17 protein-coding genes, 1 tRNA gene and 1 pseudogene are annotated in these 18,245 nt (G+C 65.3%); 11 read left to right on the forward strand and 8 right to left on the reverse strand.

What is annotated here, in order from left to right:
• Positions 1-114: 114 nt before the first annotated feature.
• Positions 115-666 carry a Spy/CpxP family protein refolding chaperone gene (locus BSIN_RS08210; RefSeq protein WP_059520362.1) on the reverse strand — a complete coding sequence of 184 codons (552 nt, stop codon included), beginning with the start codon at positions 664-666 and terminating at the stop codon, positions 115-117.
• A 229-nt stretch (positions 667-895) separates the two neighbouring features.
• Between BSIN_RS08210 and BSIN_RS08215 the strand changes: the two genes are divergently transcribed.
• On the forward strand, positions 896-1,621 hold the full coding sequence (locus BSIN_RS08215) for a response regulator (protein ID WP_059520361.1): 726 nt from the start codon (positions 896-898) through the stop codon (positions 1,619-1,621).
• A complete protein-coding gene (locus BSIN_RS08220; protein WP_089340123.1) occupies positions 1,605-2,921 on the forward strand; it encodes an ATP-binding protein in 1,317 nt (438 codons plus the stop codon). The genes BSIN_RS08215 and BSIN_RS08220 overlap by 17 nt, the downstream gene beginning before the upstream one ends.
• A gap of 72 nt (positions 2,922-2,993) precedes the next feature.
• On the opposite strand, the gene BSIN_RS08225 is transcribed toward BSIN_RS08220, so the two are convergent.
• Positions 2,994-3,260: a double-stranded DNA-specific endonuclease gene (locus BSIN_RS08225; protein WP_059520359.1), complete on the reverse strand. Its 267-nt coding sequence runs from the start codon at positions 3,258-3,260 to the stop codon at positions 2,994-2,996.
• Between the two features lie 574 nt (positions 3,261-3,834).
• On the opposite strand from BSIN_RS08225, the gene BSIN_RS08235 reads away from it, so the two are divergent.
• Together BSIN_RS08235 and BSIN_RS08240 are read left to right on the forward strand one after the other, a co-directional pair.
• Positions 3,835-5,592, forward strand: a complete 1,758-nt coding sequence (locus BSIN_RS08235; RefSeq protein ID WP_089340124.1) for an ABC transporter permease — start codon at positions 3,835-3,837, stop codon at positions 5,590-5,592.
• A gap of 59 nt (positions 5,593-5,651) precedes the next feature.
• A complete protein-coding gene (locus tag BSIN_RS08240) occupies positions 5,652-6,995 on the forward strand; it encodes an ABC transporter ATP-binding protein (RefSeq protein WP_059520357.1) in 1,344 nt (447 codons plus the stop codon).
• 173 nt (positions 6,996-7,168) lie between these two features.
• Here the strand turns inward: BSIN_RS08240 and BSIN_RS08245 are convergent, their stop codons facing one another.
• Positions 7,169-7,675: a hypothetical protein gene (locus BSIN_RS08245; RefSeq protein ID WP_059520356.1), complete on the reverse strand. Its 507-nt coding sequence runs from the start codon at positions 7,673-7,675 to the stop codon at positions 7,169-7,171.
• The gene (locus BSIN_RS08250; RefSeq protein ID WP_059520580.1) at positions 7,672-8,235 is read right to left on the reverse strand and encodes a hypothetical protein; all 564 of its coding nucleotides are present in this window, start codon (positions 8,233-8,235) and stop codon (positions 7,672-7,674) included. The genes BSIN_RS08245 and BSIN_RS08250 overlap by 4 nt, the downstream gene beginning before the upstream one ends.
• A 284-nt stretch (positions 8,236-8,519) precedes the next feature.
• Here BSIN_RS08250 and BSIN_RS08255 point away from each other — a divergent pair, with 284 nt between their 5' ends.
• From BSIN_RS08255 to BSIN_RS26440, 3 genes and pseudogenes are all read left to right on the forward strand, one after another.
• Positions 8,520-8,717 (forward strand): hypothetical protein, encoded by a 198-nt coding sequence (locus tag BSIN_RS08255; RefSeq protein ID WP_089340125.1) that lies wholly within the window; start codon positions 8,520-8,522, stop codon positions 8,715-8,717.
• A 127-nt stretch (positions 8,718-8,844) separates the two neighbouring features.
• Positions 8,845-10,263: an alpha,alpha-trehalose-phosphate synthase (UDP-forming) gene (otsA, locus tag BSIN_RS08260; protein WP_059520354.1), complete on the forward strand. Its 1,419-nt coding sequence runs from the start codon at positions 8,845-8,847 to the stop codon at positions 10,261-10,263.
• 85 nt (positions 10,264-10,348) lie between these two features.
• Positions 10,349-10,528: pseudogene (locus BSIN_RS26440) on the forward strand (AAA family ATPase); the annotation flags it as partial.
• Between the two features lie 40 nt (positions 10,529-10,568).
• Here the strand turns inward: BSIN_RS26440 and BSIN_RS08270 are convergent.
• Complete coding sequence (locus BSIN_RS08270) at positions 10,569-11,060, reverse strand: hypothetical protein (RefSeq protein WP_089340126.1); 492 nt, start codon at positions 11,058-11,060, stop codon at positions 10,569-10,571.
• Between the two features lie 174 nt (positions 11,061-11,234).
• On the opposite strand from BSIN_RS08270, the gene eco reads away from it, so the two are divergent.
• The gene (gene eco / locus BSIN_RS08275) at positions 11,235-11,777 is read left to right on the forward strand and encodes a serine protease inhibitor ecotin (RefSeq protein WP_089340127.1); all 543 of its coding nucleotides are present in this window, start codon (positions 11,235-11,237) and stop codon (positions 11,775-11,777) included.
• A 186-nt stretch (positions 11,778-11,963) separates the two neighbouring features.
• On the opposite strand, the gene BSIN_RS08280 is transcribed toward eco, so the two are convergent.
• On the reverse strand, positions 11,964-12,188 hold the full coding sequence (locus BSIN_RS08280) for a hypothetical protein (RefSeq protein WP_059520351.1): 225 nt from the start codon (positions 12,186-12,188) through the stop codon (positions 11,964-11,966).
• Positions 12,189-12,385: 197 nt separating this feature from the next.
• Positions 12,386-13,288 carry a choline sulfate utilization transcriptional regulator gene (locus BSIN_RS08285; RefSeq protein WP_089340128.1) on the reverse strand — a complete coding sequence of 301 codons (903 nt, stop codon included), beginning with the start codon at positions 13,286-13,288 and terminating at the stop codon, positions 12,386-12,388.
• 206 nt (positions 13,289-13,494) lie between these two features.
• Here BSIN_RS08285 and betC point away from each other — a divergent pair, with 206 nt between their 5' ends.
• Together betC and choX are read left to right on the forward strand one after the other, a co-directional pair.
• Entirely contained in the window at positions 13,495-15,033 is a 1,539-nt protein-coding gene (gene betC / locus BSIN_RS08290) for a choline-sulfatase (protein ID WP_089340129.1), read from the forward strand.
• 25 nt (positions 15,034-15,058) lie between these two features.
• Positions 15,059-16,021 carry a choline ABC transporter substrate-binding protein gene (gene choX / locus BSIN_RS08295; protein ID WP_089340130.1) on the forward strand — a complete coding sequence of 321 codons (963 nt, stop codon included), beginning with the start codon at positions 15,059-15,061 and terminating at the stop codon, positions 16,019-16,021.
• Positions 16,022-16,404: 383 nt separating this feature from the next.
• Here the strand turns inward: choX and BSIN_RS08305 are convergent.
• A tRNA-Arg gene (locus BSIN_RS08305) sits at positions 16,405-16,479 on the reverse strand.
• Positions 16,480-17,038: 559 nt separating this feature from the next.
• Here BSIN_RS08305 and BSIN_RS08310 point away from each other — a divergent pair.
• On the forward strand, positions 17,039-18,190 hold the full coding sequence (locus BSIN_RS08310; protein WP_089340156.1) for an HPP family protein: 1,152 nt from the start codon (positions 17,039-17,041) through the stop codon (positions 18,188-18,190).
• The last annotated feature ends 55 nt before the right edge of the window (positions 18,191-18,245 follow it).

Here is an 18,245-nt window from a genome sequence, read left to right on the forward strand (position 1 = left end):
AAACGCCGCGAGCGCACGCCAGTGCGCCGCGGCGTTTTTTTCAACATGCGGCAGCGCGGCCGGCCGTGCCAGCCGCGCTGTCCGCGTCACCGGGCTGACGTTGCCCGGCTCCGGTCACTGTTGCGGCGCGGCGTCGGGGGCCGGCGCGCCCTGCGCCGCGCGGCGTTGCTCCCAGCGCTCCTTCATCTTTTCGCGACGCTGCTCCATCTTCGCGAATTGCTGCTTGATTGCCGTGCTGACCGTCGTTTTCTGCTGATTGTTCAGCCCGTTGTAGAACGCGAGCCACGCGGATGCCGTCTGCTCGCGCAGTTGCGCATCTTGCTGTTCGGCTTGTTGACGCGCCGAGTGCAGCGCGCTCAGGTCGAGGATCGGCTGGTTTTGCTGTGCCTGGAACTGCCCGCGCAGCGCTTCATGGCTTTTGCGCATCGTGTCGCGGTTCTGTTTCATCGTATTGACGGCGGTCTGCCATTGCTGTTCCTGCGCAGCCGTCAGATTCAGCTTGTCGTGCAGTCGCATGATCACGCCGAACGGGCCGCCTTCCATCGAGTGGTGCGCGCCAGGGCCGCCGGGCGGCGGCGCGTCGGCAGGCGCGGCATGCGACACGGCGCTGAACGACAGGGCGAGCACGGCGGCGGCAATAGCGAGGCGGGAAGTCTTTTTCTGCATGTCAAACAACTCCTATTCTGAGAAATCCGGTATTGCGGCCGGCTTAGGGGCGGCATCGCCCGCCGGCATCCGGTAAGTTGCAGCGTAGCCAAGCGACGCCGCCGTCGTGTTACGTATGAGCAAGCTGCGTTTACGCCGCATTACGCTTGCCTTGCACGGTAACCCGCAGTAACCCTTTTGGATATTTGTTTCGTGTTCGCCCACCCACCTGCACGGTAAACTTTACGCCATGACTACCCAGATCCTCATCGTCGACGACGACCAAGAACTACGCGATTTGCTGCGCGACTATCTCGTCCGGCAAGGCATCGAGGTATCGGTGCTGCACGATGCCGCGACGCTCGAAAAGCGCCTCGAACGCGAGCGCCCCGATCTCATCGTGCTCGATCTGATGATGCCGGGCGTCGATGGCCTGAGCGCGCTGCGCCAGCTTCGCGCGGCGGGCGACGACATCCCCGTGATCATGCTGACGGCCCGCGCGGACGACGTCGATCGCATCGTCGGTCTCGAACTCGGCGCGGACGATTATCTCGGCAAGCCGTTCAATCCGCGCGAACTGCTTGCGCGCGTGCAGGCGGTGCTGCGCCGCCGCCGCGCGACGCCGTCGGCCGCCGCGCCGGAGCAGCGCGAGCCTTACGCATTCGGCCGTTTCGTGCTCGATTTCCAGGCGCGCACGCTCGCCGTCGACGGCCGGCCGGCGACGCTGTCGAGCAGCGAATTCGCGCTGCTGAAGATCTTCGTCAGCCACGCGTTGCGCACGCTGACCCGCGAGCGCCTGCTCGAACTGCTGCACGGCCCCGAATACGACGGCACCGATCGCGGGATCGACGTGCAGGTGTGGCGCTTGCGCCGGATTCTCGAAACCGATCCGTCGACGCCGCGTTTCATTCAGACGGTGCGGGGCCGCGGCTACGTGTTCGTGCCGAACGGCGAGGCTCATGCGCAAGCCCATTGATTCGCTGTTCGGCCGGCTTGCGCTGCTCGTCGTCTGTGTGCTGTTGCTGTCGCACTTCGCGTGGTTCTTCGCGATCAAGCTCGAACGCAACCGGGTGCAGACGCGCTATGCAGTCGAGGAGGCCGCGTTTCTCGTCGACGCGGTGCGCCAGCATGTCGAGCGCTCGCCGGATCAGCCGTTGCCGTCGCGCGTGCGGCTCGTCGCACCGGCGAGCAGCGATGTGCCGGCCGACGGCAACGAGGACGATCTTCCGTCGCCGCTCAAGCGTTTCACCGAGGACCTGCGCGAGCGTCTGCCGTCCGGCACGCAAGTACGGGTCGGCCCGCCCGGCCATCCGCCAGTGGTATGGGTCAAGCAGCCGGACGACCGCAACTGGATCGTCGTGCCGGTACAGCCGTTGCGGCCGCCGCGTTCGTTCGACCGGATGGTGATTTGGCTCGCCATGATCTTTTCGGCCGCGGTGATGGCCGCGCTGTTTGCCGCGTGGCAATTGCAGCAGCCGCTGAGTTCGCTCGCCCGCGCGGTGGCGCGCTTCGGCCGCGGGATGGTGCCGCCGCCGCTCGCCGAGCGCGGGCCGCGCGAGTTGCGCCAGCTCACGCGGGGTTTCAATCAAATGGTGCAGCAGGTGTCGCGGGCGGAAAACGATCGCGCCGTGATGCTCGCGGGCGTCGCGCACGATCTGCGCACGCCGCTCGCGCGGATGCGGCTGCGCGCGGAGATGATGGAAGACGCGCGGCTGCGCGACGGCGTGGTGCGCGACGTCGATTCGATGACGCATATCGTCGACCAGTTCCTCGTATTTGCGCACGGCGGCGTCGATCGCAGCGAGATCGTGCCCGTCGATCAGGCGTGTGAGCGGATCGCGCGCACCTACCGCGCGGTCGCGCCGAATGCGCCTGCCGTGCAGACCGAGCTGGCGGCCGGGCCGGGCTTCAAGCTGCCCACCGCGACGCTCGACCGCGTGCTGTCGAATCTGCTCGACAATGCGCACGCGTATGGCGCGCCGCCCGTGGTGATTTCGACGGCGCGGACCGCCGACGGCTACACCCTCGAGGTCAGCGATCACGGCCAGGGCATCGCGCCGCGCGATCTGGCCGATGCGACCCGGCCGTTCGTGCGCCTCGATCCGGCGCGCGGCGGCAACGGACATAGCGGGCTGGGGCTCGCGATAGTCGATCGGCTGGTGGCGCGCACGGGCGGTGCGTGCGAAGTCGGCAACCGCGAGCAGGGCGGCCTGCGGGTGGTGATGACGTTCCCGTTCGACGTGATGCCGAAGTCGGAACCGGCGACGGTGCCCTGATGCGCGCCGCGGCTGAAAGCCCGGGCGCCAGGCGGGGCGGTCGCCCGGGCTTTGCCGGGCGCCGCGGGCCGGTTATTCGCCGAACAGCGTGCTGAGTGTTTCGGCGGCGTTGCTGTCGATCGTGTTGTAGGTCACGCTCGTTGCTTCGAAGATATACAGCGTCGTGTACTTGCCGAGCCGATCGAGGATCGTCTCCTGAAGGGTCTCGGGAACGATGTTCATGTTCAGATACCAAGCCGTCGACGATAGCCGCGTCTGGAACGAGCCGTACTCGTGCATTAGTTGATCGAACGCGTCGGCGTCCTGGTCGCGGCATACGATAACCAGATTTCCTGCCATTCATTTCCTCCGGCTGATTGACCATCGGCTCTTGCCGGCTCGCGCGGTTTCCCGCCGCGCTTGCGTTCGGAGCCAGCACCCATCATAACCTGCTTCGGCGCGCTGTCTGCCAGTCAGGTGTCACCGGCTGCGCCGCGTCGCCGCATGGGTGCCCGCCATGCGGGTTCACGGCGGCACCGGATCACGGCATAATTCGGCGTTGCGGCGCAGCAGCGAGGCCAGCCGGCGCACGCCCTTCCTCGTCGATCCGTCCGTCCGCCGTCCGCTTGCCGTCCGTTTCGTCGTCCGCCTGCCCGTGTGCGGGTTTCGGGCGATTGTTGCGCGGCAACGCCGGATTTCTTCGATTCGTTGCCCAAAAGGTTGTGCCTGAAATACCGGATGGTGTAGTGTCGTGCCGTCGCGAAGCCGGGTGGGTTCCGTTCGCGGGGAAAGCCGGCGACCTCGGTGCGCGTGCAGCCGCTTTCGCGTCGTCGCTGTCGAAATGAATTACCGCGCAAGTGCGCCTTGCCATGAGTCACATTCTCTTTCTGGCTTCTTTTATTGATTCGCACGGCTTTGCCGGGGAGGGCGCCTGATGGATCTCGGACTCCTCGATCCGAACCGCACCGCCAATGCGTCCGCATGGCGCGTATTGCCCAACCGCTGGGATTTCGTCGCGTTTCCGCTGATCATCTGCCTGATCGCGATGGCGTCGATCGGCTTTCACGAGACGATGGCGCCGATCACGACGCTCGACACGCAGAAGATCTCGCTCGATCCCGCGAACCTGCCTGAGTACGCGCTGCGCACGACGCTGCGGATGCTCGCGGCGATGGTCGCCTCGCTCGTGTTCACGCTCGTCTACGGCACGCTTGCCGCGAAGAGCCGCCGCGCGGGGATGGTGCTCGTGCCGATCCTCGACATCCTGCAGTCGGTGCCCGTGCTCGGCTACATTTCTTTTACGGTCACGTTCTTCCTCGCGCTGTTCCCGAGCCGCGTGCTCGGCGCCGAGCTTGCCGCGATCTTCGCGATCTTCACGAGCCAGGCGTGGAACATGACGTTCAGCTTCTACCAGTCGCTGCGCACGGTGCCGCGCGATCTCGACGAGGTCTCGCGCGGTTTTCACCTGACCGCGTGGCAGCGCTTCTGGAAGCTCGAAGTGCCATTCTCGATGCCGGGTCTCATCTGGAACATGATGATGTCGATGTCGGGCGGCTGGTTTTTCGTCGTCGCCTCCGAGGCGATCACGGTCGGCAATCATACGATCACGCTGCCGGGGATCGGCGCGTATCTCGCCCAGGCGATCGCCGAGAAGAGCCTGGGCTCGGTCGGCTGGGTGATTCTGGCGATGACCGTCGTGATCCTCGCTTACGATCAATTGCTGTTCCGTCCGCTCGTCGCGTGGGCGGACAAGTTCCGGATGGAAAACACGAGTTCGGGCAACGCGCCGGAATCGTGGCTGCTCGATCTGGTGCGCCGCACGCGCCTGATCCATCAGCTTCTCGTGCCGGCCGGCTGGTTCTTCGCGAAGGCCGCGCGGATTCCGCTGCGCGTGCCGTCGCTCGACGCGGTCCGCTTCTCGATGCCGCGCGTCGAGAAGAAGGCGTCGCGCTTGGCCGATATCGGCTGGGCGATTCTCGTGATCGCCGGCACGCTCTACGTGGTGTGGCGCGTGGTCGCATACGTGAAAACCGGGGTGACGCTCGACGAAGTGGGCCGCGTGTTCGTGCTGGGCCTCATCACGCTGTTGCGCGTCACGCTGCTGATCGCGCTCGCGTCGTTGATCTGGGTGCCGGTCGGCGTATGGATCGGCCTGCGGCCGGCGCTCGCCGAGAAGGTGCAGCCGCTCGCGCAGTTTCTCGCGGCGTTTCCGGCGAACCTGCTGTTTCCGGTGTTCGTGATCGTGATCGCGCGCTACCACCTGAACGCCGACATCTGGCTGTCGCCTCTCATCGTGCTTGGCACCCAGTGGTATATCCTGTTCAACGTGATCGCGGGCGCGACCTCGTACCCGAACGATTACCGCGAAGCGGCCACCAATTTCCGTATCCGCGGCTGGCAATGGTGGCGCCAGGCGATCCTGCCGGGCATCTTCCCGTATTACGTGACGGGCGCGATCACCGCGTCGGGCGGCGCGTGGAATGCGAGCATCGTGTCCGAGTTCGTCCAATGGGGCGATACCAAGATCCAGGCGCACGGTCTCGGCGCGTACATTGCGCAGACGACGGCCGCGGGCGATTATCCGAAGATCATTCTCGGCATCGCCGTGATGTCCCTGTTCGTCACGCTGTTCAACCGTCTGTTGTGGCGTCCGCTGTACGCGTACGCCGAAGCGAAGCTTCGTCTCGATTGAGCGAGATTCGAAACCTGTCTGCCTGTCTGCCTATCGAGACCGACCGAGAGCGAAACGCGATGCAAAACCTGAATGCTGTGAACGCCCCTGTTCAGACCCCGGCGCCGAGCGCGCCGCGCCTGGGCGACGAAATCCTGCGCGTCGACAACGTGAGTCGCGGCTTCAATAAGACCCAGGGCGAACTCCTCGTGCTCGACGGCGCGAACCTGTCGCTGCGCGAGGGCGAGATCGTCGGCTTGCTCGGCCGCTCGGGCTCCGGCAAGTCGACGCTGTTGCGCATCATCGCCGGCCTGATCGAACCGACGGGCGGCGAGGTCACGTATCTGGGCAAGCCGCTGTCGGGCCCGGCCGAAGGCGTCGCGATGGTGTTCCAGACCTTCGCGCTGTTTCCTTGGCTCACCGTGTTGCAGAACGTCGAGGCCGGGCTTGAGGCGCTCGGTGTCGGCGCGCGCGAGCGTCGCGAGCGCGCGCTCGCCGCGATCGACCTGATCGGTCTCGACGGCTTCGAGAACGCGTATCCGCGCGAGTTGTCGGGCGGCATGCGTCAGCGCGTGGGCTTCGCGCGCGCGTTGGTCGTCGATCCGACGCTGCTCTTGATGGACGAGCCGTTCTCCGCGCTCGACGTGCTGACCGCCGAAACACTGCGCACCGACTTGCTCGATCTGTGGACGCAGGGCCGCATGCCGATCAAATCGGTGCTGATCGTCACGCACAACATCGAGGAAGCGGTGTTCATGTGCGACCGGATTCTCGTGCTGTCGTCGAACCCGGGCCGCGTGATCGCCGAGATCAAGGTGCCGTTCAAGCACCCGCGCAATCGCCTCGACCCGGCGTTCCGCCGGCTCGTCGACGACATCTACGCGAAGATGACCGCGCGCCAGCTCGGCGAGGCGACGAAAAAGGGGCTGGAACTTGGAAGCTGGCTGCCGCGGGTGTCGACGAACCTGATGGCCGGCTTGATCGAAACGTTGGCGATGGCGCCGTACCACGGCCGCGCGGACATGCCGGAAATCGCGCGCACGCTGCATCTGGAGGTCGACGATCTGTTCCCGATCGCCGAAGTGCTGCAGCATCTCGGGTTCGCCGACGTGCGCGAGGGCGACGTGTTCCTGACCCCGCCCGGGCGCGTGTTCGCCGAGTTCGGCACGCAGGAGCGCAAGATCATGTTCGCCGAGCATCTGCTGCGCCACGTGCCGCTCGCCGCGCGGATCAAGAAGGTGCTCAACGAGCGGCCGGGGCATCGTGCGCCGCGCGTGCGCTTCGAGCAGGAGCTCGAGGATTTCCTGTCGGATGGCGCGGCCGAGGAGACGCTCGACGCGGTGATCGACTGGGGCCGGTATGGCGAGATCTTCTCGTACAACGACCAAACGGAAATCTTCAGTCTCGAGGACGTCGAGTCCTGATCCGGCGCGGGGTGGCGACGCAGCCGCCGGTTGCTGTCGCTTGTCGGGATGTTTTCCGCTGGCAGCGAGGCGTGGGCGCTGCCAGCGATGTCAGCCGGTAACGGCGTGGGCAACGTATCGGATCGCAGCGCTTGCGCGCGGCTTGTCGTGGCTACGCCGCTTCGGTCACCGCATCACTGCAGATTGCCCCAGCGCTCGACCGCCGGCTCCGCCGCCGCCCATTGCCAGCCATGCTGGCCTTCACATGCGCTCGCGAAATACCAGTCGGCGCGTGCGCCGTCCTTCACCGAGAACGCAAATTCCTTGCAGAGCGCAAGCGGCGTCGTGAACGCGCGCGTCACGCGTACTTCGCCTTCGCCGTTTTCGAGCGGCACGACGTTCTTTACCCGCCATGCGCGGGTCTCGCCGACCGCAAGGCCTGCCGCTGCCTGCGCGATCGCATCCTGCTGATTCTTGTGCAACTGCTTCATCGTGCGATTGACGGCTTCGTCTGTCGCGGCCTGCACCGCGATGCCGACGCCGACGCCGACCGCGGGGTTCGCGGTGACCAACCCCGTCGCGGCGCCCGCGAGCGCGCCGCTTGCCGCGCCGACCGAACCGCAGCCGGTGAGCCCGGCCGCCGCGGCGGCCAGGGCGAGGGCGGCCGCGAGCGGCAGTACCGCGCGCGTGGCCGCGCTCATTGCAGTGCTCCCCAGCGCTCGGTCGCCGGCTCCGCGGACGCCCACTTCCACGTTTGGCCGTCCCGGCAGAGCGTCGCGATATAGAAGCCCGATTGGGTCGGCGCGCCCGGCTTCGCGTTGGTGTCGACCGAAAAGACGATTTCCTTGCAGTCGAGCGGCCCGACGCTGATGAGCCGGCTGACGGTCACGCGGCCGTGTTCGTCGTCTTCGATCGGGAACGAATGATGCGCCGACCACGGGGCGACGCCACCGACGTCCAGAGGCCCGGCCGCCTCGGCGATCTTCGCCTGCGTGTAGCGGTGCGCGACGCGCTGAGTGTACTGAACGCCCGCGCGTGCGCCGGCGACGGCGCCGAGGCCGATGCCGGTTGCGACGGAGGCGTTTGTGGTGACTTTCGACGCGATGGCCGCGCCGGCGATACCGGCGCCTGCCGTCGCTCCTTCGCTATACAGCGAGTTACAGCCCGACAAGAGTGCCGAGCATGCGGCGGCGCCGAGCACGGCCCATGCCGCCCAACTGCGCGCCCCACTGCGTGCGGGCGTTGCGATGCGATGGTTCATCCCTGATTGCGATCCTGTCTTTCTGCGCTGCGGCGCAGGCACCGCAAGCGTAGTGCCATTGTTCTGCAATTGTCCGACGAGAAATGCAAAAAATTGACAAACGTATGCCGCGCGCATCGCGCGGGCAATCTTTGGCATTGTGGTGCAAAGCAGGGCGCGGGGGTCGAATCGTTACAAATTGAATGTCATTGTTACCGCGAACTAACTGAATGGCTCCTACACTAATTGACCATGGACTGTTTCGACGGCGGCTACGCGCCGCGCTGATCATGAGACACCCTGCCATGCGCCGCTCCAAGCGCGCCGAACCACGGGTGCGCGACGCCGGCACCGGCTCGCAGCAGCCGGTCAACGCACCGACTTCCCCCGCGCCCGCCGGCTCGGCACCCGCACATCCGTCCGACGGCGATCACAACCAGGGCGGCGCACGCCCGGAAGGGCTCGACTATCAACGCGATCTCGGCATCGATCAGGATGCGTGAACGCGCCGTTGTTACATGTGTTTGCATGTTTAACGCTTGAAATGTCGCAAGTGGCATGCGACTTGCTCGCTTCGACGGGGACGGTTTCCGTTGTACCGGGCAATCAGCAAACAGGAGGGTAGCCGTAATGAGCAGATTGATCGTGGTATCGAATCGCGTGGCGGCCGGCCAGGATGCGCGTCCGACAGCGGGCGGGCTTGCCGTGGGGGTGCTCGACGCGCTGAAGGAAACGGGCGGCATCTGGTTCGGCTGGAGCGGCGACATCGTCGGGGAGGCTGGCGAGCCGGTGATCGAGCGCGACGGCAAGGTCACCTATGCCACTGTCGGCCTGACGCGGCGTGACTATGACCAGTACTATCGGGGGTTCTCGAACGCGACGCTCTGGCCGGTGTTCCACTACCGGGTCGATCTCGCGCGTTTCGACCGGCAGGAGTACGCGGGCTATCTGCGCGTGAATTCCGCGCTCGCCAAGCAGTTGAGCGCGCTCATTCAGCCCGACGACATCATCTGGGTGCACGACTATCATCTGCTGCCGTTTGCGCATTGCTTGCGCGAACTCGGCATAAAAAATCCGATAGGCTTTTTCCTGCACATTCCGTTTCCCACGCCGGAAATTCTGCGCACGGTGCCGCCACACGAAGAACTGATCAAATTCATGTGCGCGTATGACGTGGTCGGTTTTCAAACGGAAGGCGACAAGCAGTCGTTCGTCGATTACATCGAGCGGCGTGGGCTCGGCACGTCGAGCGAAGACGGGATGCTGCATGCGCACGGCCGGGTCGTGAAGGTCGCGGCCTATCCGATCGGCATCTATCCGGACGCAATCGGCAAGGCGGCCGTCGAGTACGGATCGCGCAAGGCGGTCAAGGCGCTGCGCGATTCGATGCGCGATCGCAAGCTCGTGATCAGCGTCGACCGTCTCGATTATTCGAAGGGCTTGGTCGAGCGTTTTCAGGCGTTCGAGCGGATGCTCGCGAACGCACCCGGCTGGCAGGGGCGCGTATCGCTCGTGCAGATCGCACCGCCGACGCGCTCGGACGTGCAGACCTATCAGCGTATTCGCCAGACGCTCGAAGGCGAGGCGGGGCGCATCAACGGCCGTTTCGCACAGCTCGACTGGACGCCGATCCAGTATCTGAACCGCAAGTACGAGCGCAATCTGCTAATGGCGTTGTTCCGGCTGTCGCAAGTCGGCTACGTGACGCCGTTGCGAGACGGAATGAATCTCGTCGCGAAGGAGTACGTCGCATCACAGGATGCCGATAATCCGGGCGTGCTCGTGCTGTCCGAGTTCGCGGGGGCGGCGGCGGAACTGCCGGGCGCATTGCTCGTGAATCCTTACGATTTGTCGCAGATGGCGGAATCGCTCGAGCGTGCGCTCGCGATGCCGCTCGACGAGCGGCAGGCGCGCCACGCGGACAACCTCGCGCGGCTGCGCGGCAACGATCTGTCGGTATGGCGCGATTCGTTCCTCACCGATCTGCGCAGCGTTGCGACGGCGGCATCGGTGACGCAACGCGCGGGGCGGCGCATCGCCAATGCGTGAAAAGCGCGGCGCACGCGCGGCGAGCAGCGCTGAACGCGTGCGCCGGGGTCGACGTTGACGTGTCGGGCGCGGGTTCGTCGTCACCGGCGGCCCCGGCTCGGGTAAGAGCACGTTGATCGGCGCTCCGCACGCGCGAGGCTACGCGTGCTCGGACGAAGCGGGGCCGGGCGTGATCCGGGATCAAATCGCGATTGGCGGGCGCGCGATTGCCGGTTTCGAATCACGCGCATCGGCAGCCGTTTTGATACATCTCGTTGCAAATTGACGGCCGGCCGGTCTCTTGGACCGATCTCTCGGAAGCAACCTCAATGCCGGCCGCCGCCGGCGCCATCGCCGCCGCCATTGCCGCGGCCGCCTTGCCAGCCGTTGCCCCGATCGCTATGCCAATTGCCCTGCCAGCCGTTGCCGCGATCGCCGCCGCCGTTGCCGCGGCCGCCTTGCCAGCCGTTGCCCCGATCGCTATGCCAATTGCCTTGCCAGCCGTTGCCGTGATCGCCGCCGCCATTGCCGCGGCCGCCCTGCCAGCCGTTACCGCGATCGCCATGCCCGTTGCCTTGCCAGCCATTGCCGCGATCGCCACGCCAGTTGCCGTCGCGCCAATGATCGTGGTCACGCCAGCCGCCGCCTCCGCCGCCCCAAATATTGACTGTCCCGTACACGGGGGCGTAGCCCTGGTCATACACATAACCGCCGGGGTAGGCCGGCTGTCCGTAATCGTAGCCGTAGCCGCCGTCCGGCACGGCGACACAGCCTGCAAGCAGCGCGGCGGTCCCCAACGCAATGAGCCGTTTTAGCATGGTGTTCTCCCTGTTTACTGTTTTCCCCGTCGTTTTACTGAGTTAGGAAGCCCACGCCTATACCAAGTTCGAGACGAATTGTGTCCGCACATTACAATCGCGTAAGCGATAATTGGGGCACGCAGGCGGCGCGCGTGCCGCTTCGCGCATGGTCAACTTTTTTGGGAGTACTGGATGAAGTCAGTCATTCGTTCTGCCGCCAATGCAGCTTGCGTCGCGGTATTCGCCGGCTTTTGCGGATTCACGGTCGCGGCGAGTGAGCCGTCGCCCGACGCGGCCGCCGATGCGGCATCGGCGCCGAAACTGTCGGCCAACGACGTCAAGATGTTTCCGGCTGCCAAGCCGGGCCAGAAGCGCGTGGTGATCGCGCTGCCGGCCGAGCGTCAGGAGGACGACATCCGGGTCGAGCTGATTGTCGGCAAGACGATGCAGGTTGACTGCAATTCTCACTGGTTCGGCGGCGATCTTAAGCATGAGACCGTGCAAGGCTGGGGCTATTCGTATTATTCCCTCGTCGATGCGAAGGGCCCGGCCGCCACGCTGATGGCGTGCCCGTCGCAGGCGGCACGCGAGGACTTCGTGCCCGTCAGGGGGAGCGGTTATCTGCTGAGTTACAACAGCCGTTTGCCGATCGTCGTCTATGTGCCGAGCGGGTTCGACGTGCGCTATCGGCTGTGGTACGCGTCGAATGAAGTCGCGCGGGCCGTCGAGCGATAAACGCGGGCATTCCGGCCGCCGCGTGCGGCCGATACAGGGCGATGGCGCGCGGCCGTGCCGTCGGCGGACACGCGAGCCGGCGCGGACATCGCACGGTCGGCGCGGCCGTCCGGGCTGCGGGCGCCGTGCCGCACGGCATCGGCCGCACGCCGCATCACGGAGCGCGGCATCATGGCCGGATGCGCGTCATTCCCAGATGCCGCGCACCGCGACAGCGACGATCACCGGCACGGAAAAGACGAGCGGAATCGCGAAGTAGGGCGCTTCACGATCGACGTACCAGCGATAAATCACCCAGGCCGCGCCGAGGCCGAACGTGACGATGCCGATCAGCACGGCGAACACGTTGAGTGCGAGGTTCGAAGGGCGCCGGCGTTTGGGCTTGACCGGATCGGGCAGGTTCGGGTTCATCGCGCTAAGGTGGGCAAGAGTCGGACGCGGCAAGCCGCTTGTGGCGCTTTGGCGCGATATCGATCATCGCAGCAAAGCGCGCCTCCGGGAACAGGCTACGCCAAAATCCAGCCGCTTGGCAGGAACCTGTGCCGGCGGCTTTGCCCGGTTTCGCGGCGTGTCGGCGTGCTTTCGGATATTTCGTTTAGCCGCGCTGATCAACCGCATTCGGCAAGCAGCCACCGCCGAAAGCGCGGCGCCGCGGCCGCTTCGGGCCGCGCGGCCGGGCGGACGAGAAAATAGCCGCGCGAGGTGGTGACCGGCGCATCGAACAGCCGGACCAACTGGCCGTTCGCGACGAGTTCGTCGACGAGCGGCGTCCAGCCGAGCGCGACGCCCTGGTTCATCAGCGCGGCATGGATAACGAGCGCATAGCTGTTGAACATCATCCCGCACCGCTCGTCGGGCGCATCGAGCGACTGGGCCGAGAACCAGCCGCGCCATGACAGCCAGCGTTCGGGGTCGGTTGGCTGTACATGCAGCAACGGCAGGCCGGCCAAGCCTGACGGCGACGTGGCGCTCGGATGCGCGGCGCGAAACGCGGGCGAGCAAACGGGCGTTACCGCTTCCTGAAACAGCCGCGTCGACGCGCATGGCGCCCAGTCGCCGCTGCCGAATGCGATGGCGATATCGGCGCGGTCGCGCTGCGGATCATACGCATGCTGCGACGTGACGATCTTCACGTTCAAATCGGGCAACGCCGCTTTCAGCCGCGCGAGCCGAGGCATCAGCCAGTACGTTGCGAACCCGAAATCGGTGAGGATCGTCAGCGCTTCGCGCTCGCGGCGTGCGCGGATACCGGCACTCGCGATGCGAATCGCATCGAGGCCGTGCCGCACCGCCTCGAACAGCCGCTCGCCCTCGGGCGTGAGCGTGACGCCGCGATATCCGCGTTCGAACAGTGGCGCGCCCAGATCCGTTTCGAGTTGAACGACCCGCTGACTGACCGCCGGCTGAGTCGAGCCGAGTTCGCGCGCGGCCGCCGTGAAGCTGGCGAGGCGTGCGGCCGATTCGAATACCGCCAGCGTCGGCAGCGGCGGCAGGCGATCCTGTTCCGGCATAAGTTCCTCTTATGTTTCCATAAGCGCCCGGCGTCTTCACACGGGATATCCGAGCGGCGATAGTACGCGGGTCGGTTCCTCGACGAAACGCACGCAGGTTGCCCGCATGGAACTGTCCATCGCGCATTGTTCGTCGCGCGGCGGACGGTGTGTCGTGCAACGTGGCGCTCCTGCGCAATCCGTCACGATTCTAGCCGCCCCGGTCCATGAGCCTTAGCAAGAAGCCGAATATCCTTATTCTGATGGCCGATCAGATGACGCCGCTTGCGTTGCGCGCATACGGCCACCGCGTATCGTCGACTCCGCGCATCGACGCGCTCGCGCGCGAAGGCGTGGTGTTCGATTCCGCTTATTGCGCGAGCCCGTTGTGCGCGCCCGCGCGCTTCTCGATGCTGGCGGGCAAACTGCCGTCGCACATCGGCGCTTACGATAACGCGGCGGAATTTCCAGCGCAAACGCTGACGTTCGCGCACTATCTGCGCGCGGCCGGCTATCGGACGATCCTGTCGGGCAAGATGCATTTCTGCGGCGCCGATCAGCTCCACGGCTTCGAGGAGCGGCTCACGACAGACATCTATCCGGCCGATTTCGGCTGGGTGCCCGATTGGGAGCGCCCTGACGTCCGGCCTAGCTGGTATCACAACATGAGTTCGGTGATCGACGCCGGCCCCTGCGTGCGCACCAATCAGCTCGATTTCGACGACGAGGTCACGTTCACTTCGCGCCAGAAGCTTTTCGACCTTGCGCGGGAGCGGGCCGCAGGCCGCGACGAGCGGCCGTTCTGCATGGTCGCCTCGCTCACCCATCCGCACGATCCGTATGCGATCACCCGCGAATACTGGGACCGCTATCGCGACGAAGATATCGATGCGCCGCATACGTCGCTGTCGTTCGACGAGAGCGATCCGCACTCGCAGCGGCTGCGCCGCGTTTGCGAGACCGACCGCACGCCGCCGAGCGCACAGCAAGTTCGCCACGCGCGCCGCGCGTATTACGGCGCGCTGTCGTATGTCGACGCGCAGTTCGACGCGATTCTCGATGCGCTCGCGCAAACCGGCATGGCCGGCGAGACGATCGTGATCGTCACGTCCGACCACGGCGATATGCTCGGCGAGCGCGGCCTTTGGTACAAGATGACGTTCTTCGAAGGCGGCGTGCGCGTGCCGCTGATCGTGCATGCGCCGGGGCGCTTCGCCGCGCGCCGCGTGGCGGCGTCGGTGTCGCATGTCGATCTGCTGCCTACGCTCGTCGAGCTTGCGATGGGCGAGCGGCGCACCGTGTGGCCCGATCCGGTCGACGGGCAAAGCCTCGTTGCGCATCTGCGGGGCGACGCGGGGCATGACGAGGCGATCGGCGAATATCTGGCGGAAGGGGCCGTCGCGCCGATCGTGATGCTTCGGCGCGGCGCATGCAAGTTCATCCATTCGCCGGCCGATCCGGATCAACTCTACGATCTTTCGCGCGATCCGCATGAACTGCGCAATCTGACGGCCGATTCCGAGGCTGCGCCGCTCGCAGATGCGTTTCGCGCCGAGATCGCGCGCCGCTGGGATCTGCCCGCGCTGCATCGCGACGTGATCGCGAGCCAGCGCCGGCGCCGCTTTCATTTCGCCGCGACCACGCAAGGGCGAATCCACGCGTGGGACTGGCAGCCGTTCAACGATGCGAGCCAGCGCTACATGCGCAATCACCTCGAACTCGATGCGCTGGAGGCACTCGCACGTTTTCCGCGCGCGGCGCGCTGATCGTTTACGCCATACGGAGGTCACCATGAAAAGCCGCTGGATTGCCGCGCTGACGTGCGCGCTTGCAGGCATGCTGGCGTTGGCGCAGCCGGCGCGGCCCGCGCACGCGGCGCAACCGCAAACCTGCGAGACGGTGCGCATGGCCGGGCCGGGATGGACCGACATCGACGCGACCAACGCGGTGGCCGGCGTGATCCTGAAGGCGCTCGGCTACCGTCAGAGCGTCTCGAATCTGTCGGTGCCGATCACTTACCAGGGCCTGAAAAAAGGGCAGATCGACGTGTTCCTCGGCAACTGGATGCCCGCGCAAGGCCCGCTCGTGAAGCCGTTCGTAGACGAGCACGCGATCGACGTGCTGCACGCGAATCTGAGCGGCGCGAAGTTTACGCTCGCCGTGCCGGATTACGTCGCGGACGCCGGCGTGCGAACCTTCGCCGATCTTGCCAGGCGCGCGGACCAATTCGGCCGCCGCATCTACGGGATCGAGCCGGGCGCGCCCGCGAATCAGAACATCAAGAAAATGATCGCCGACAATGCATTTGGCCTCGGCAACTGGTCGATCGTCGAGTCGAGCGAGACCGGCATGCTGACCCAGGTCGAGCGCGCCGGGCGCGACAGGAAGTGGATCGTGTTTCTCGCGTGGGAGCCGCATTTGATGAACACGAAGTTTCATCTGCGCTACCTCGCGCTCGGCGATGCGTACTTCGGTCCGAACTATGGCGGCGCGACAGTCAACACGGTGACGCGCGCGGGCTTTGCCGGCGAATGTGCCAACCTGGGGCGGTTCTTTACGCAACTCACGTTCGACGTCGATCTTGAGAACCGGATCATCGCGGATATGTTGCAGGACAAGCTCGATGCGTCGACAGCCGCGCGCCGCGCGCTGCAACGCAATCCCGCGCTGTGGCGTGCTTGGCTCAAGGGCGTCATGACGGTCGACGGCCGTGACGGAGTGCAGGCGGTCAATGCAGCGCTGGGGCTGCATTGATGACACTCCTCAATCAACTTGTCTTCCGACGCCAGATCGAGATAAGCGATCAATTGCTCTCTCCACTTTAGTTCCGCAGCTGAAAACGACCGGTGAGGGTTTGCCGGTGCGGTTGCGATTGTGTTGGTGGCCATGTGACGCAAATAGCACTTGTTGTCCTGAGCGTAGAACGGCTCGAAGCCTTCTCTAGCTGAGGTTGCTGCCAGTTCCGTACCTGTACGTCGGTGAGAGGCATTGTTGGTATCTGCTGATACCAACAAAAATACCAACACTTTCTCCGGCTGTCACTGAGCAACGTTGGGTGACGATGGGTGCTAGAAGGCCGCCACACGGGCCTGAGCGGGCGATTTCTTGTGAATCTTGGGGGTGGCTGGGAGCATGACTGGTCCCCCCGACAGGAATCGAACCTGTATCTAGCGCTTAGGAGGCGCTTGTTCTATCCATTGAACTACGGGGAGCGGATAGTTTGAGCGGCATGGGGCGGCGCTTGATGAAAGCGGGTCAAACCAAGCCTTGTCCCAACTGCCTTGGCGGAATATCAGCGAGTGTGTGAATAACGTGCGCTGATATGTCATGAAGCGTGGTTGATGACTTCGCCCCAGCTGTATCGCAGCGCTGCCTCCGCTGGATGGCTACAGTCTTCAGACGAAGCAATGCAGGCTTCGATGTTGCCGATCGGCAAATGCCGGCCGAATCGATTCGGTGTCCGCCGACGAGGACAGAGTATATCAAAGCGATATGAGTGAAGGGAATCGATGAGGGTCGGACGCTGAGCGTCGCATGCGCCGGGTTCGAAAGACGTGGACGTAGTGTGCGTCGCCGCCAAGGAGCACGCGATTGCCGATTTCCCCGCACTCAGGCAACGCAAAGCACAAAACATAAAACGCACAACCCCAACCAGCGTGCGGCGAATGACGTCTTCCCATCAGGATGGTCGTCGCCAAATATATCACAATCACATATAATTTCCGCGCCCGCCGCTTGCCGGCGCACGTCGACCATCACTTCGTCATTCCGATGCCGTTTCGCTTCGTTTTCCCGTTTGCGCAGTTATGCACGTGGCTGCACCATTTCGTTCCGCTTCCGGTCACGTTGAGCCGGCGTGAACGGCTGCGCTCCTGTATCGGCGCGTTCGTCGGTATTGCATTTGTCGGTTGCATCATGCGTGCGATGCCGGGGGAGGTCGCACATGCGCCGCTGCTCGTCGCGCCCATGGGCGCGTCCGCGGTGTTGCTGTTCGCGGTGCCCGCCAGTCCGCTCGCTCAGCCTTGGTCGTTGATCGGCGGCAATTTCGTTGCGGCGACGGTCGGTGTGGCTTGCGCGCGATGGATTGGCGATCCGGTATTTGCAGCGGCGGCGGCGATCGCGGTTGCCATCGCCGGGATGTTCGCGTTTCGCTGCGTTCATCCGCCATCGGGCGCGGTTGCGCTGACGGCTGTCATTGGCGGCCCCGCGATCCATGCGCTGGGCTTTCATTTCATCGTCGTCCCGATTCTGTTGCAATCGATGGCGTTGCTTGGCGCGGCGCTCGTCTATCACGCGCTGACGGGGCACCGTTATCCGCATGGCAACGCGCTTGCGAAGCCGGGCGCGCAGCACGGCGGCCCGCCGCAGCCTGTTGCGATGGACTTCACCCGGGCCGATCTCGAGGAGGCGCTGCGGCGACGGGACGAATGGCTCGACATTGCGCCCGACGATCTCGAAGCGTTGGTTCAGGACGCCGAAATGCACGCGTATGCGCGGACATTCGACACGCTGTCGGCGGCCGACGTGATGACCTGTCCCGCGTTGAGCGTGCGACCCGAAGCGCCGGCGTCCGCCGCGCTCGCGCTGCTGAATCGGCATCGGATCAAGGCGCTGCCGGTCGTCGATGCGTCGTCGCGCGTCGTCGGCATCGTCACCCGCGCGGACCTCGCCGCACACGGCCGCCCGCGCTGGCGCGGGGCCATCCAGCCCGCTTCTGCGCGCGAGATCCGTTCGCTGATGGCCACGCATGTCGAAACGGTTCGCACGACGACGCCCATCGCGGCGCTCGTGCCGCTGTTCGCGGATCGGGGCCATCACCATATTCCGGTGGTCGACGCCGATCATCGGCTTGCCGGCATCGTCACGCAGTCGGATCTGATCGCGGGCCTGTACCGGCAGACGCGGATGCAGCGCGTGGCTTGATCCGGCTCGCGCGGCGCGGGCCGTTTGCCGGCATTTTCGTCACATTGTGATATAT

It is taken from the genome of Burkholderia singularis (genome assembly GCF_900176645.1).
In the GTDB taxonomy this organism is placed as follows: Bacteria; Pseudomonadota; Gammaproteobacteria; order Burkholderiales; family Burkholderiaceae; genus Burkholderia; species Burkholderia singularis.

What these genes read in the sequence shown, in the direction of transcription:
- BSIN_RS08210 (WP_059520362.1), bottom strand. Translation starts at nt 666, where the DNA reads ATGCAGAAAAAGACTTCCCGCCTCGCTATTGCCGCCGCCGTGCTCGCC.
- BSIN_RS08215 (WP_059520361.1), top strand. Translation starts at nt 896, where the DNA reads ATGACTACCCAGATCCTCATCGTCGACGACGACCAAGAACTACGCGAT.
- BSIN_RS08220 (WP_089340123.1), top strand. Translation starts at nt 1,605, where the DNA reads ATGCGCAAGCCCATTGATTCGCTGTTCGGCCGGCTTGCGCTGCTCGTC.
- BSIN_RS08225 (WP_059520359.1), bottom strand. Translation starts at nt 3,260, where the DNA reads ATGGCAGGAAATCTGGTTATCGTATGCCGCGACCAGGACGCCGACGCG.
- BSIN_RS08235 (WP_089340124.1), top strand. Translation starts at nt 3,835, where the DNA reads ATGGATCTCGGACTCCTCGATCCGAACCGCACCGCCAATGCGTCCGCA.
- BSIN_RS08240 (WP_059520357.1), top strand. Translation starts at nt 5,652, where the DNA reads ATGCAAAACCTGAATGCTGTGAACGCCCCTGTTCAGACCCCGGCGCCG.
- BSIN_RS08245 (WP_059520356.1), bottom strand. Translation starts at nt 7,675, where the DNA reads ATGAGCGCGGCCACGCGCGCGGTACTGCCGCTCGCGGCCGCCCTCGCC.
- BSIN_RS08250 (WP_059520580.1), bottom strand. Translation starts at nt 8,235, where the DNA reads ATGAACCATCGCATCGCAACGCCCGCACGCAGTGGGGCGCGCAGTTGG.
- BSIN_RS08255 (WP_089340125.1), top strand. Translation starts at nt 8,520, where the DNA reads ATGCGCCGCTCCAAGCGCGCCGAACCACGGGTGCGCGACGCCGGCACC.
- otsA (WP_059520354.1), top strand. Translation starts at nt 8,845, where the DNA reads ATGAGCAGATTGATCGTGGTATCGAATCGCGTGGCGGCCGGCCAGGAT.
- BSIN_RS08270 (WP_089340126.1), bottom strand. Translation starts at nt 11,060, where the DNA reads ATGCTAAAACGGCTCATTGCGTTGGGGACCGCCGCGCTGCTTGCAGGC.
- eco (WP_089340127.1), top strand. Translation starts at nt 11,235, where the DNA reads ATGAAGTCAGTCATTCGTTCTGCCGCCAATGCAGCTTGCGTCGCGGTA.
- BSIN_RS08280 (WP_059520351.1), bottom strand. Translation starts at nt 12,188, where the DNA reads ATGAACCCGAACCTGCCCGATCCGGTCAAGCCCAAACGCCGGCGCCCT.
- BSIN_RS08285 (WP_089340128.1), bottom strand. Translation starts at nt 13,288, where the DNA reads ATGCCGGAACAGGATCGCCTGCCGCCGCTGCCGACGCTGGCGGTATTC.
- betC (WP_089340129.1), top strand. Translation starts at nt 13,495, where the DNA reads ATGAGCCTTAGCAAGAAGCCGAATATCCTTATTCTGATGGCCGATCAG.
- choX (WP_089340130.1), top strand. Translation starts at nt 15,059, where the DNA reads ATGAAAAGCCGCTGGATTGCCGCGCTGACGTGCGCGCTTGCAGGCATG.
- BSIN_RS08310 (WP_089340156.1), top strand. Translation starts at nt 17,039, where the DNA reads ATGCCGTTTCGCTTCGTTTTCCCGTTTGCGCAGTTATGCACGTGGCTG.